This window comes from Bacteriovorax sp. DB6_IX (assembly GCF_000447775.1).
GTDB lineage: Bacteria > Bdellovibrionota > Bacteriovoracia > Bacteriovoracales > Bacteriovoracaceae > Halobacteriovorax_A.
In genome coordinates, this window is record NZ_AUNJ01000390.1 from 1 (window position 1) to 13927 (window position 13927).

A 13927-nucleotide genomic window follows, 5' to 3' on the forward strand; every position below is an offset into this window, starting at 1 on the left:
TATCATTTAGCATCTTTTCGAACTCTGAATTCTTCTGCTCAAACTTATTCTTTACCCTCAGGAAGTAATCATTCCTCTTTCTCTCTATTAGTGTCTTCATTTCTTCTGACTTTGAATTCCTATATTGTGTTTCAAATATATCGAGAACATAGACAAACATATAAGCATCAGGATTTAGCCCTATAACTTTATTCTGATAAGCTAAAGGATCACTCTCAACATCCTTCATTAAACGAGTTCCAGCGATAAAATTACCAACACAGTAAGCACAAAGGAGCACAACAGAAGCCAAAATAAGCCTCTTATAGATCATTAGAAATAATATCTTAGACTTTACAAGAAGAATACAGAGCCCTGTAATGAGTAGTGCAAAAGAGACGACAAAGAATACATTCTTTGAAAAAGCATCAAAATTACTGTGAAGAAGAGTTCTCAAAAATTCCGATACAACATTCCAGCCAACTTGTTTTTGCTCAGCATACTTGTAATGGCCAATTCGTGAGATAGCCATATAGCTAAATGTCACATAAGTTTGCCAAAAAAGAAGAACTAGTGAAGAGACTGCTTTAAATGACAATCTTGAACTAAATTTCTCAATAGTTAAAGCAAAGCCAAAAACCAAGACAGGAAGTGTTGTTAAGAATATTCTTCCAACAAGATGATCTTCAAAAACAGGTCCTGTGATAAATAAAGTCTGAAATAAACCAAGCCCCAACCATGAAGTGAGAATGAACTCAACAATGCCAAATTCACTTCTTCTTACCTTTTGATAAATATAACGACTAAAGAAAATAATTGCTAAAAGAAACACTGGGTTAGAATAGAATAATCCCCCTTCACCGAAATATCCCTGTCTCAAGGTTGTCACAAAATTTAACCAATTATAAGTAGCAACATTCCTAGAAAAATAAGCCCCGAAATAGAAAATTTCACCATACTGAATCTTCTGATTAACAAGAAAAGGAATTAGAACAATTAGAAGACCAAGAAAAAGTTTTTTCAACTCAACTTTCTTATAACAAAAATAAGCTACTCCAGTTAGAACAAGTGGAGCATAGGTCATCTTAGAAGTTAACAAAAGCATAGAGAATACGCCAAACAAGAAAGTATTTACGGGATTTCCATTCCTCAATTTGGCAACACTATAGAGACAATAAGCACTTATCGGAAAAGTAAATATCTCAATGACATTTACTGTGAAAAAAGAAAAGTAGAAAGGTCACACTAGAAAACACAAAGAAGATAAACTCACTCCCCTGAATTTCTAACTTTTCCTCTTTCAAAAATAACTGCATATAAAGAAAAGCCGCACATAGACTGATAAAACTAATCAAATGACCCGCTAGTATTCCATCGACGACAACTGAGTGAGAAAAAATAGCACCAATCATTCTCTCTACAATTGAAAAGAAGACAATAACTGGGGTTTGTATCTCAGAGTGATGAGAAGGATGGTAATACTGCTTAGTGACTAACCAACTTGCATCGGCTGGAATTTGATTAACTAAGTTATAATCCAAGTCCTTAAGAATTGACTGTGAGAGATAATAGTAAATCCCATCTTCGTAATGATAAGCATCTAAACACAGTACGGTAATAAAAAGAACGGGGATAAATATTTTTAGGAAGAGATAAGATTTCTTTAACAAGAAAGAACCTTCGAAATAGCCTGCTCCGAAGAGCAGGCATTATTTTAAAGCCCTGAAGAGGCTATATCACTCATGAAATTTTCTTTAATCGTAATCACGCCTGGCTTTACGTTTTTAAGTGTCGTCTTTTTACCACTTGGCCATTTTACGATAATTTCTTTAGCTAGTTTTGCTTCACCTAATCCAAAGTGAAGAACTGTTTCCGACTGAGCTGTCCCGTTATTAGCGATCATCTGTTGTACTTGCTGAGTGTCTTTAGTTTTCACAATAACCTCAGAACCAATAGCATCTCTATTTGATTTCGTTCCGACAAGTTTTACTCTTACAGACTTCCCACCATTATTATTCTTATAAACTTGTACTGGCTCAAAAGAAACATCTCCTGTTCCAGGATCTCCATTTCTTAAAACAAGGTCCACATCACCGTCATTATCATAATCTGATTTAGCAATAATATAACCATCAGCAATTGAATCAACACCCTCAAGGTAACCAACTTCAATAAATGTTCCATCTCCATTATTTCTGAAGAGTCTATTTCTTTGGAAACCAGCTAGAGAAAGCCTCGATTTCTTATTCTTACCGACAATACTTCCTTTAAAACCTGAAAGGATATCCATCACTTCAGACTGAGGTCTTGCTCCTCTATGTGAACGAATTACTCGTTCTTGGTCTGCAAAATATGATCTAGAAAAAATATTTGTCAAATCTTCATCCTTATCATCACCACTCCAAAGTCCGTTGGCTACATAAAGATCTTGATATCCATCGTTATCATAATCTAGGAACTCAACACCAGCTAAACCTTGACCAGCAAAATCCAGCCCCATTTTTCCCGTCGCTTCAGAGAAAACACCTTTCTTAAGTCCTTTATAAAGCTTCAGACCATGATCAAAGTTCCCAAAAACCTCATCATCCCAGTTTGCTCGACAAGACTGATCAATTCTATATTTTGCATTGAAATTAACATTAGTTAGGACCATATCTAAACGACCATCATTATCAATATCAGCTGCGGCCAATCCCATACCAAAGCCTTTATTCATCATACCAATATGACGTTCAGCTTGAATAAAGTTACCCTTACCATCATTTTGATAAGCCGGAGAAATATTTCCTCTATCGTCAATTACTACGATATCCACATCACCATCTTGATCAAAATCAAATGCCACTGAAGAGTGAGGAAAGATTTGTTGATGACGAGTCACTTTATCAAACTTTCTATTATTGTAATCCACCATCTTTTCTTTCGTTAAGAATGTGAAATTACCTTTATTGATATAGACACCTTGCTCTTTAATTTTCTCTCTACCAGTAATCTTACCAACAACTGTAAAGTCTTTATTTCCAGGGTATCCAACATAGAAATCTAATAGCCCATCATTATTAAAATCAGCGACCGCTGCAGGCATTGCTGTTTCATTTAGAACAGTATCACCAAGAATTTTCCCGACTCTTTCAAAAGACTTACCGTCCTTATTCTTGTAAATAATGATATCACTTCTTAAGTTCTCATTTTCCTCTCTCGTGTATCCAGAGAAACGAATAAGTAGAAGGTCTTTCTTATTATCGTTATTTAAGTCAGCAAATACAGCTGTCTTTACAAGCGTATCCTCATTGATTCCACTGTTTTTAGCCTCATAAATGTTCCATCTTTATTTCCCATAAGAAGCTTAGATGGTCCATGGGCACCAACATACATATCATTAATACCATCGCCGTTATAATCACCTATTGCTACAGCATAACCACCACGTCTAATGGCCTCTAGTCTTTGGTATTGAGGGATCTTATCAACTTGTGAAAGTCTCGTAATATCTTCAAAAGTTACCTTATTTGAAACTAGCGTTTCGATACCCCAGTTTTTGATATCTGTAATCTTCCATGTCCCATTAATTTTTTCAACACTAACCGCAAGAGGCCCTCTATCGTGTCTTCTCTTACCATCAACACCAATACCTCTTAGATCAAAGTGCATCTGAAGTTGAGCCTTGACCATATCAAGCTTATTATCTCTAAATGATCTTGGTGAATTAATCTTCATTGTAACAAGATCAATATCCTCAATATGCTTAAAGTTTGCTAAGTACTGTGAGAAAGTTCCCTTATCAGCAGACTCCCAGTCAAACTTTGAAATATTTTTATTAACTCTAGATGGCGAGTCGACAAACTTCTTTGGAAAGTTAGCTGATAGAGACTTATCTGCGAGAGTTTCTTCAAAGACAGAAACATTCTTTTCTTGCCATGAACGACGCCATTTATTGATCAACTCAACTTGAATCTCATTAAATTGCTGTTCATCTGCAAGACAAGGAAGATCAGGATTTTCCTTTGACTCATTCTTTGCAGTCCCACCATTAAAATGAGCAATCGTATCCAAAGTTGGTCTCTTAATTTTGGCATTATTCATTAGTTCATCAAGCATCTTCTTAGCAACATCTTCTGCAACATGATACTCCATTGATCCTGCAACATACTCAGAACTTTTACTAACATGTTCAGTACTTTTAGAATCCAACTTATCTTTTACACAAGATGTTAGAAGTACAGGTGCTAACATTGCTCCAACAACGAAACATTCCTTCTTCATCACTCACTCCATATATACGTTCAAAATAAAAATTATCTTAAAAAATTTTAACATAGAATCAAATTATAAGTGCAAGATTTTACGTAAGTGATATAAATCACCATAAATATGATGAGTTGCAATTATCAAAACTTGCCAATTATTTTTTGACATTTTCCCCCTTAACTTCCTAATTATTTGTTATTATTAAGACTGTGAAGAAATCAATGATTAAGACTATTTTCATCAATCCTCCTTCGGAAAAAGGGAGAAAATTGATCAGGAACTTTGACTGTGCAACAGAGTCAAAGGGCGACTATTTATATCAACCATATGATTTCCTCCTTCTCTCTTCGCATTTTGAAGATGAAGAGTTTGAGCTAATTGATGCCATCGCTGAAAACCTAAATTTTCAACAGACGATGAGTTTCATTGATCAAAGACAGGCAAATTACTTTATTGTCGCTATGGCCGACACAAATTGGTCCGAGGACTTTAACTTCCTTAGACATCTTAGAGAACGTTATCCACAAAAAGCCATTTTTGTTTTCGGCGATGCCTTTATAGATAAAAATACGATCGAGCTAATCAAAAAATATGCAAATGGAGTTTTTTCAAATCCATTAGAAATCTCTGTTGAGACACTAGACAGTGCAAGATTTGACGATTGGATTTCTGAAGCTGGTTTTGTCTCCGAAAATACTTACTCGAGAAGTGATCTCAAAAAACCAAAGCAAGTCTCAATTAACTATCCTAAACACCACCGCTTTCTTTTGAAAAATTATAAATGGCCTTTCTCTAGACATTTCAAATACACGACAGTCTTTACGGCCTGGGGTTGCCCTTACTCATGTAGTTATTGTGTTGTTGCAAAATTTCCTAATATTTATCGCCCTTATGAAGAAATACTTAGTGAGTTAGATAATATAAAATCAAGTGGTCTCAAAGAAATTTACATGGGAGATAGATCATTCGGGTTACCGAGAAGTAATACTATTGAGTTACTGAAAGGAATGATAAGTCGAAAATACAACTTCAGTTGGAGTACTTACTTTCATCCGAATCAGTATGACCCAGAGCTTTTAGAGCTCATGAGGCAGTCTGGGTGCCACACATTAATCATAGGAATAGAGAGCCATAATTTTAAAAGTCTTAAGAAGTATGGACGCCATATGAAAGAAGATCGTTTCTATGCTCTTTTAAAACATGCTAAAAAAATTGGAATTGATATCTGTGGAGACTTTATCATTGGTCTGCCGAATGAAACGAGGGAAGATATTCATAAGACGATAAAACTCTCTAAAGAGCTTAACATTGATTACGCTTCATTCAATATAGCTGCGCCCCTGGCCGGTTCATCGCTAAGGGAAGAGGCCAAGAAGGATGGAAGAATAGCCCCTGGTGAAGAGAACCACTTTGATTCATTCGGCTATCATAAGGTATTGAGCAATGGAGTCTTAACGGGAGAAGAAATTCTTAATTTAAGAAATCAAGCCGTCAAAGACTTCTACTTTAACCCGCGCTACTTATTCAAAAGCCTCTTTAGGATACATTCACTTGAACATCTCACTATACAAATCCAAGAGATGTTACAAATCCTTTTAAAGACGAAGTAGTTACTTGTGGCAACCGGCACAGCATCCCTGACAAGCTTTGTGTCCTGAATGCATTTCATTTGAAAAAGACTTAAAACTTTCTGACTGATAGACTTTCTGAAAACGATAGTCATAGTCTCTAATATTTCCTACTTTAAGACCGATATCGCAAGGGGCAAGGTCACCATTAAAATATAAAGTCAGATTATTCTTATACTGAGGACAGCTGTCTACATTCAAAGAACTTGGATTTTTTATATAACGAAGTACATCAGCGAATTTCATTCTCGGCTTATAAACGATCGGAAATGGAAACTTGGACTTAATTCTTTCTATTTCACACACAGTTTTTGTGACATCTTCAATATTAATATACTCAGCATAGTTTCCGGTGTTGAACTCTTCGCTAGAAAAGTCTTCCAATAGCTCCATTCCTCCTCTCGCTCTATTCTGGAAGAGAAAAGTAAAGGTAAAAACATCAACATTGATCTTAGAGTGACAGAAGTTCATCAAAGGTACTAATTCAGTATGATTTTCATCTAATACTGTTGATTTAATATTAATGAGAGGAGTTTTAGAATTATATTTCTTCTTTGCTTCTTCAATCCTTTTCAAAAACTCCATCGTCCTAGAAAAAGCTTTTGAATTTCCTCTTAATTTATTATGTGTATCTTCTAATCCATCAAGAGAAACCATTAGAACTTGCAGACCATTCTTGACTAGCTCATCTGCCGTGTCTTTATTATAAAGAGTTCCATTCGTTGTAATTGAATATCTAAGTCCGAGTTTCTTGAGTAATCTTGTGAAAGGAATGAAATTACTATAAGCAATAGGTTCTGCGCCCGTAATATCTATAATTGTATGTTTTGGAAGCTTTGATAATACTTTCTCCCACTCTTCTAAGCTTAGATGATCCTTCTCCTCTTGATTAAGACCGTCTTTGTAGATAGCAAAATGGGCAGCTCAAGTTACTACTTACTCGTAATTCTAATTTTTAAGACAAGTGGATTCGCTCCCAATGAATTAGGAAAGCTGGAACTGATGGCACAGTAGGTTTCATTTAAAAGAAAATAAAGGGTTCATTAGTTTCGTTTTCATTCTATTTAACATGAAACCACCTTCTTTCTTGTAACTAATGAATTAAGACTCTTTGCCATCTTAAGTATTGCCCTTTCACTGTAAGACTCGTGAAGTGGGATAAAAACCGATTTATACTTCACTCTCGTTGCACCTTTTAACTCTTCATAGAATTCTTCAAAAATAGCTTCTTCATTGCAAAGATTTAGGCCATAACCTTCTGAATCGATACCTAGATCGAAGAGTTCCCTTAGTTCAATTTCTCTATCTTGCTCAACTTTAAAAGGTAAGTGGTAGAAGTTGAAGTTTTCCTCTTGTGCATATTTGGGAATTCTTCTTAGAACTGCCTCTTCTAGATTCTCTAGTAGTAGACGTCCAAGTCTTTCTCTTTCAATCTGCCCTTTTCTCATTTTCTTTATAGATCTGATACCAGCAAATACTTGCCAAGAACAGAGCTTTGTCTTCCATCCTTTAGGAATAGACTTTCTTCTTATTGGATAATCATCGAAGAAAATATCTTGTTCCTCAGATCTTGTATACATCTTAGACTTTGCTATCGATTGCATAAACTCGGGATAAATACGCCACATAACCCAGAATAGTCCATAGACAAAAGGAAAAACTAAATTTTGAGGTCGCAATACTTATCTTTAAATTTGAAAAAAGACTCAAAGTAAAAATCTCTTTTTAGGAGGATCAAGCTGCTCATTTTCTTTGAGGGAAATGATACGTTGAATTGTCTCTTCCTCATGACTGAGGACAACTCCACCAGTATAAGTAGAAATAATCTTGCCAGAACTCAAAGACCCAACCTGAATATCACCAAAATAGGGATCATCTCCATTTCCTAGTTTTGAGCCATAAGCCTGAGATATATCTTCAATTACTTTAAGATCTTTCTCTTGTGTAAAGCTTATTAGTTCATCTGATTTAGAAACTATACCAGAGAGGTATGTCAGAATAAGAACCTTCGATTTATCATTATATTTCTTTATTAAGTCATTTATACAGATAGAGTGTGTCTCTTCATCCATATCAACAAATACTGGTTTTAACTCCAACAATAGAATGACATTTATCAGATCAGGTATTGTGATAGGTGTAAGAAGAACTTCACTCCCCTTTTCAAGATTCAACGACTTCAGATAGTAATAAACACCCATTCTATAACTTGAAACCGTCGTAACATAATCTCGACAGAATATTTTGGACATTTCCGCTTCAAATCTTCCAACCAACTTGTCTTCACTCATATCACTTTGAACCAATTTAAATAAATCAGTTAAAAGTTCTCGAATTGAAACAAAATATTTAAAACGCGGAAGCATCGCCGTCCTTATCCTATTGAAAAGAAAATCTATACACGCTAGTATTATATAATGAGTCTTAACAAGTTTAAAGCTAAGTTAGTTAACAAAGCGTTTTATATACTAAATCACTCTTTTAGCTTCTTTGCCGCAAACACTCCCTTCTTTAATCAAACACCTTTTGTTCTGCATATTAGAATTACGAGTCAGTGTAATCTGAGCTGCCCATTTTGTTATTTAAAAGAAGGTCTTAATCAACAAGAAACAGGTGTACTTAGCATAGAGGAATGGGAAAAGATACTCTCTCCCCTTCCTAGAACTACCATTATTGATATTACAGGTGCCGAACCATTTATGGCCAAGGACTTTGATAAATTCCTCTTGCTTCTTAAGCGCCTAGGTTTTAAATGTTCTGTGACTACGAATGGAACTCTTTATAACGACCATATTTTCAAGACCATCATAGAAAGTAGCATTGAGTACATTCTTATCTCTTTAGATGGAAAAGAAGAACTTCATAATGAACTGAGAGGTAGTTCAAAGGCCTTTCAAAGAACAACTGAGTTTATCAAAGAACTTCAGACAAGATCTAAACAAGCCAAGAAGAAGCTCCTGATTAATGTCAAAACAATGCTTTTGGATGAAAACCGTGAGGATATTATTCCCGCTCATCAAATTCATAGATACTAAGATAAGTCCTGACATTATTACGGTTAATCTCCCATTTCAAAACGAAGCTCGTGGAGGAAGACTCTTTAAGTCAGACTTTCATGACCCGAAGCTTCAGCAAGGGAATACATTCAGCTTTAAATCACCTTCTGATATTTTATTAAAGTTTAATGAAATCAAAGACCTCAATAGAAAGCAAAAAACCCCTATTATCTTTAAGCCATCATTAAATGATTCTATGCTAAGAGAGTATATCAAGAACCCAGGTAACTTAACGGCCAATAACTGTCAGCTATATAGAAATAACTTAACAATCTATTATGATGGTAGCTTAACTCCCTGTGATATTAGTTACAGCTTCACAAATATTAGAGAATTAGACTACAAGATCAGCTCTGCATACGCCCATAAGAAGTTTAAGGATTTTCAATCTCACATGAGTAAATACAATAAAGCCTGTGAAGGTTGCGTATTTTCAAATCAAGTTCTCAAGCAACAAAATTCTAACTAGCTGCTTTTATGACACTTTCTGCTTTACCGTTTTATTTATTTTGGTCTTAAAGTATAATATTTCTAGATATTTTAAATACAAGTAATTGAACTTTGGAAAGAAAGTATGAGTAAAAAATATTATATCCATTCTACCGCTGCAGGATGCACAAGTAATCTCTGGGAAAGTGCTGTCTACGATGACTACTTTAAGTCTGAAGAAATGAATCGTGTTTTTAAACCAGATGATGCAGATGTTATTGTGGTCAATACTTGTTCAGTAACTCCAGGTTTCGAAGTTCAAAGTGAAAAGTATATTGAAAAGATGATGCGCACGCAAATGGGAGATAAGGCCAAGGATAAGAAGATGATTATCGCTGGTTGCTATTCCGCTATTCGTGCTGAAAAAATTGATGATGCTTGGGCCAAAGAGCACGAGAACGTCACTCATATTCGACCGGTAGAAATGGAGAAGCTTGCAAAGTCTCTCGATTTTGATCATGAGAAAACTTACAAACCAATAAGTACTAATCGCTTTGATGATATTTCAAATTGTGAATCTACGATTCCCCATAAAATTGTTTGGGGAATTAGAAAAGTTGTAAGAGCCCTCTACAAGGTTTTAAGGATTGAAAAAAGTTATCTTCTTAACTTTCTTGATACAATGATTTTCAGTGATGGATTCTACGTTATTGAAGTTGGTCATGGTTGTGCTGGAGGTTGTACTTTCTGTTCAATCAAGCAATCTCGTGGATTTGTCCAAAGTCAGGAAGAAATGACTGTTCTTGATCGTTTAAATGACGGACTAAATAAGGGTTATAAAAACTTCTGGTTATTAGCGACTGATATTGGCGCTTGGGGACTTGATAGAAATAAAAACCCTGCTGATCTTATGGCCCCTCTTTATGAAAAAGAAGAAGATTTTAGAGTTGTTCTCAACTATATTGAGCCGAGATGGCTACTCTATCATGAGAATATTCATAAATACCTTAAAGACCACAAAACAATTGGTGTAACTGTTCCAATTCAAAGTGGTAGTACAAGTTTAATCTATCATAGTGGTAGAAGATATGACCCAGTCCAAGTTGCAGACTGTGTTGAAGCAATTAAAGAAAAGAATCCAAATCTAATCGTTAAAACTGATATTATGGTTGGTCTTCCAAATGAATCATGGAAAGATTTTTATATGTCATGTAAGGCCGTATTTAGATTTGACGTTATCGTTCCAATTATATTTGGAGTGAGACCAGGGACTAAAGCCGAAAGAGATCCAAATATGATTAGTGCACCAATAAAATGGATCAGAATGATTATTCTTTCTGCTCTTGCTCTATCATGGCAAGTCTATAATTGCATTTCAGGTTTCTTCAAAGATATCTTTGGTCTATTTCGATTCAAAAAAGAAGATCCTGAACTTCTAAAAGATTAATATCGTTACGCTAATTACGATGATACCTACGATATTAAGAATCCAACCAGAATTAATCATTTGATTAAGCTCAACCTCTCCACTTCCGTAGACAATGGCATTTGGAGGGGTTGCCACAGGTAGCATAAAAGCTAAATTACAGCTGATTGCAACAGCTATCGCCGAATACAATGGCGAGAATCCTGACTTCAATGAAGCAGCGATGATAATAGGGATAAGAATATTTGCAGCTGCGGTATTTGAAGTCAGCTCAGTTGCCATGACTGTCAGCGCTACTGTGATAATCAAAAAAAGCTTGAAATTAAATTTTCCAAATATCTCGACAACTCCATTACCTGCTAAATTCGCAAGACCTGTTGAAAAGAGTATGCTTCCCAATGAAAGACCTGAGGCAAAAAGTAGAAGTGAGCCCCAATCAATTTTTAATAAGTCTTCTTTACCAAGAATCTTCTCTTTCGAGAAAGTAGGAAAAATAAAGAGCAAAGAGCCTCCTATAAGACCAACGACACCAGGGTTTAATCGAGTGTTTAAAAAGACCGTCCATAGATGTTTCTTTCCAAGAAGAAGTCCTGAGATACTTGGTAGGAACCAACAGACAACAGTCAGAAAGAAAATAATCATCACACGAAATTCATCTGGACCTAACTCTCCCGTTTTCTTCTTTTCTAAAATTAAGTATTCACTATCTAGAGGTTTAATATCTTCTCGAATTCTCATTGTAGAATAGAAGTAAATAACCACAAGAAAAATAGAGACAAGTGGAATTCCAATCTTCATCCACTCTAGAAAAGAGAAGTTAATATTCGCAAGCTCTTTTAGCATTCCTAGGGCAATTATATTTGGTGGAGATCCAATTGGAGTACCAAGACCGCCAATAGTTGCCGCATAAGCAATCCCAAGGAGTATCACTCCCTTTGTCTCATGATCTTTAATACCAAAACTCTTAATGACTCCTAAACTGATTGGTAACATCATCGCCATTGTTGCAGTATTTGAAACCCACATTGAAAAGACTATCGTTAAGATAAGCATCGCCAAGTAAGTCTTTTTAAAGTTTCCATTTATATAGCGGCTCGAAAGTATTGTGAGAGATAGTTTTCGATCAAGCCCCAGAGACTCCATTCCTCTAGCTAAGAGAAAACCACCTAGAAAGAGAAAGAGGATAGGATTTGAAAAGGCATCAAAGGCTTCCTTTGCCGGGACAACCCCAGTCAAGACAGTCAGGCAGACTCCTACCAATCCAGTAATGTGAAGTTGAACACTTGAAAATAGCCACTGACAAACAACGTAAGAAAAGATCGCCAAAAACCTATGTTGCTGTTGAACAAGACCAATATCCATATTCCAAATAATTAAGAAAGCAAATACACCAATAAATTGTTGGAGCATACTTCTTGTCGTGTTCTTTTTCTTCTCTTCAATAATCTGTTCAATAAATTTCTTAAACATATTTCCTCAAAATTAATAGACTTTGATCAAGGTCAAATTATCATTAGCACACTTGCGCTACTATGAGATAAATCAAGGAGTCATCATGAAAAATTTGATCTATCTCATTCTCTTAAGCCTTACTCTCATCTCTTGCTCTCATCAGGCGAGACACCCCCACCAAGTAGAGAAAGCTAAAGATATCAGTACCTTAAAAGGACTTAAAAGGTATGGACCTATCACATTTGCCCCACAACCAGACAAGGCCTCAATACAGGCTTTGCGCTCTCAAGGCTATGCTATTGTTATCAACCTTCGACACCCTAGTGAATTTAAAAAATTCAATGAGAAGCAAGTCGTTGAAGCTAACAAAATGGCTTACTACAATATTCCACTCTTTGATAAGCAGAAGAACTTTTCAACTTCAGCAATTCAAGAAGTTCATAAAGTTATTCAAGAAAATCACAATAAGAAAATTTTCCTTCACTGTTCTAGCGGAAATAGAGCAGCAGCTTGGTTAGGCGCTCACCTCCATCTTGATCACGGTCTCTCAATTGCTAAATCGATTGAAGTGGCCAAGGAAGTCGGAATGACGAAACCAAAGCTAGAGACTAAACTAAGAAGTTTTTTGAAGTAGGCCTTAGGGCTTACTTCTCTCCTAAATGCTTAATCATCACAGAGAGAAACTCTTTAGTAACTCTCTTGTATTTTGGAACATCATCTAAAATAAAGTCATGAATTATGAGACCTCCAAAATACATGTCACACATTCTCATGACCGTATCAATCCTCTCCTCAGGAATCTCGTGATCAAAGTACTTCACATAGAGATTTCCCCAGTTTCTTAGAGAGGCTTCTGACCAAGTTTTTAAATATTCTTTATACTCAGGCTTCTTAGAAGATAAACTAATAAAATAGAATAAAGCGGCATAAACATCTTTTGTCGCTTCCATATCATCAAAGAGGGTTTCAACTAAGACCTCGTTCAAATGATCAATATCCTCGAATTCAAGTTCGTAAAATCCTTCCGTTAGGGTGTCCGTCAGCATTTTAAGAAGTGCTAAATAGACTTCATCCAACTCTTTAAAGTGATGATAGAGTCCACCTTTTGAGATACCTGCTTCCTCAATAAGCCTGGCCGTTGTCAACGCCTTAGGACCTTCTTTGGAAAGAATCCTGAAGGCAGAATTAATGATAATTTCTTTAGTGTCCATGCCCCCACCTTAGCACAGACCATTTGGTCGGTACAAGCTTTTCATCCCTTTTTACCCATGCTAATTTAAATTCATGCAAATTATAGACGAAAGAATAGCCACTTACGCAGAAAGTAAATCTTCAACCCCTTCAGAATTATGCCAAGAGCTTGGTAAATATACGAAGGAAAATCACCCACTAGGTCACATGGTCTGTGGAGATCTTGTGGCATCAACACTAGGCTTTCTCATCAAGTCTCACAAGGTCACAAATATTTTAGAAATAGGAACATTCACTGGATACTCTGCTCTGGCCATGGCCGAGCTTCTACCAGACAATGGAACACTTTTAACTTTAGATAAGAACAAGAAGATCAATAAGTTTGCAAAGTCCTACTGGGATAAATCTGAACATGGAAATAAGATAGAGGCCATGTTTGGCGAGGCCATTAATATTCTTCCTGAACTTGAAAAAGAAAATAAGAAGTTTGATCTGATCTTCATTGATGCTGATAAAAG

The 13927-nt window shown here is 35.7% G+C and carries 15 protein-coding genes; 6 read left to right on the top strand and 9 right to left on the bottom strand.

Annotation, left to right across the window (positions count from 1 at the left end):
• The 4 genes from M901_RS12400 to M901_RS12415 all read right to left on the bottom strand — a co-directional run.
• A partial coding sequence (locus tag M901_RS12400) for a hypothetical protein (protein ID WP_021278548.1) occupies positions 1 to 1084 on the bottom strand: 1084 nt, incomplete at its 3' end.
• Between the two features lie 97 nt (positions 1085 to 1181).
• On the bottom strand, positions 1182 to 1649 hold the full coding sequence (locus tag M901_RS12405) for a hypothetical protein (protein ID WP_021278560.1): 468 nt from the start codon (positions 1647 to 1649) through the stop codon (positions 1182 to 1184).
• 44 nt (positions 1650 to 1693) lie between these two features.
• Positions 1694 to 3298: a CRTAC1 family protein gene (locus M901_RS12410; RefSeq protein ID WP_369793758.1), complete on the bottom strand. Its 1605-nt coding sequence runs from the start codon at positions 3296 to 3298 to the stop codon at positions 1694 to 1696.
• The gene (locus tag M901_RS12415; protein ID WP_021278553.1) at positions 3253 to 4242 is read right to left on the bottom strand and encodes an FG-GAP repeat protein; all 990 of its coding nucleotides are present in this window, start codon (positions 4240 to 4242) and stop codon (positions 3253 to 3255) included. Before M901_RS12415 ends, M901_RS12410 begins: the two co-directional genes overlap by 46 nt.
• 254 nt (positions 4243 to 4496) lie before the next feature.
• On the opposite strand from M901_RS12415, the gene M901_RS12420 reads away from it, so the two are divergent.
• A complete protein-coding gene (locus tag M901_RS12420; protein ID WP_157679997.1) occupies positions 4497 to 5837 on the top strand; it encodes a radical SAM protein in 1341 nt (446 codons plus the stop codon).
• Here the strand turns inward: M901_RS12420 and M901_RS12425 are convergent, their stop codons facing one another.
• From M901_RS12425 to M901_RS12435, 3 genes are all read right to left on the bottom strand, one after another.
• A complete protein-coding gene (locus M901_RS12425) occupies positions 5838 to 6764 on the bottom strand; it encodes a radical SAM protein (protein ID WP_255345252.1) in 927 nt (308 codons plus the stop codon).
• A gap of 155 nt (positions 6765 to 6919) precedes the next feature.
• Positions 6920 to 7534, bottom strand: a complete 615-nt coding sequence (locus M901_RS12430) for a hypothetical protein (RefSeq protein WP_034722093.1) — start codon at positions 7532 to 7534, stop codon at positions 6920 to 6922.
• A 27-nt stretch (positions 7535 to 7561) separates the two neighbouring features.
• A complete protein-coding gene (locus M901_RS12435) occupies positions 7562 to 8221 on the bottom strand; it encodes a DegT/DnrJ/EryC1/StrS family aminotransferase (RefSeq protein ID WP_021278555.1) in 660 nt (219 codons plus the stop codon).
• A gap of 51 nt (positions 8222 to 8272) precedes the next feature.
• Here M901_RS12435 and M901_RS12440 point away from each other — a divergent pair, with 51 nt between their 5' ends.
• The 3 genes from M901_RS12440 to M901_RS12450 all read left to right on the top strand — a co-directional run bounded on the left by M901_RS12440 (position 8273) and on the right by M901_RS12450 (position 10787).
• Complete coding sequence (locus M901_RS12440) at positions 8273 to 8890, top strand: radical SAM protein (protein WP_021278546.1); 618 nt, start codon at positions 8273 to 8275, stop codon at positions 8888 to 8890.
• Positions 8850 to 9380, top strand: coding sequence for an SPASM domain-containing protein (locus M901_RS12445; RefSeq protein ID WP_021278559.1), 531 nt, complete (start codon positions 8850 to 8852; stop codon positions 9378 to 9380). Before M901_RS12440 ends, M901_RS12445 begins: the two co-directional genes overlap by 41 nt.
• Before the next feature lie 105 nt (positions 9381 to 9485).
• Positions 9486 to 10787 (top strand): radical SAM protein, encoded by a 1302-nt coding sequence (locus tag M901_RS12450; protein ID WP_021278550.1) that lies wholly within the window; start codon positions 9486 to 9488, stop codon positions 10785 to 10787.
• Here M901_RS12450 and M901_RS12455 read toward each other — a convergent pair.
• Positions 10776 to 12236 (bottom strand): DASS family sodium-coupled anion symporter, encoded by a 1461-nt coding sequence (locus M901_RS12455; RefSeq protein WP_021278552.1) that lies wholly within the window; start codon positions 12234 to 12236, stop codon positions 10776 to 10778. The two genes, M901_RS12450 and M901_RS12455, sit on opposite strands and share 12 nt — an antisense overlap.
• A gap of 85 nt (positions 12237 to 12321) precedes the next feature.
• Between M901_RS12455 and M901_RS12460 the strand changes: the two genes are divergently transcribed.
• Positions 12322 to 12852, top strand: coding sequence for a dual specificity protein phosphatase family protein (locus tag M901_RS12460; protein WP_021278549.1), 531 nt, complete (start codon positions 12322 to 12324; stop codon positions 12850 to 12852).
• A gap of 10 nt (positions 12853 to 12862) precedes the next feature.
• On the opposite strand, the gene M901_RS12465 is transcribed toward M901_RS12460, so the two are convergent.
• Complete coding sequence (locus tag M901_RS12465) at positions 12863 to 13429, bottom strand: TetR/AcrR family transcriptional regulator (RefSeq protein ID WP_021278557.1); 567 nt, start codon at positions 13427 to 13429, stop codon at positions 12863 to 12865.
• Positions 13430 to 13502: 73 nt separating this feature from the next.
• Between M901_RS12465 and M901_RS12470 the strand changes: the two genes are divergently transcribed.
• On the top strand, positions 13503 to 13927 hold a 425-nt coding region (locus M901_RS12470; protein ID WP_034722095.1), incomplete at its 3' end, for an O-methyltransferase.

Coding starts and splice junctions, on each gene's coding strand:
- M901_RS12440 (WP_021278546.1), top strand. CDS start 8,273: ATGAGTCTTAACAAGTTTAAAGCTAAGTTAGTTAACAAAGCGTTTTAT.
- M901_RS12450 (WP_021278550.1), top strand. CDS start 9,486: ATGAGTAAAAAATATTATATCCATTCTACCGCTGCAGGATGCACAAGT.
- M901_RS12415 (WP_021278553.1), bottom strand. CDS start 4,242: ATGAAGAAGGAATGTTTCGTTGTTGGAGCAATGTTAGCACCTGTACTT.
- M901_RS12455 (WP_021278552.1), bottom strand. CDS start 12,236: ATGTTTAAGAAATTTATTGAACAGATTATTGAAGAGAAGAAAAAGAAC.
- M901_RS12435 (WP_021278555.1), bottom strand. CDS start 8,221: ATGCTTCCGCGTTTTAAATATTTTGTTTCAATTCGAGAACTTTTAACT.
- M901_RS12460 (WP_021278549.1), top strand. CDS start 12,322: ATGAAAAATTTGATCTATCTCATTCTCTTAAGCCTTACTCTCATCTCT.
- M901_RS12465 (WP_021278557.1), bottom strand. CDS start 13,429: ATGGACACTAAAGAAATTATCATTAATTCTGCCTTCAGGATTCTTTCC.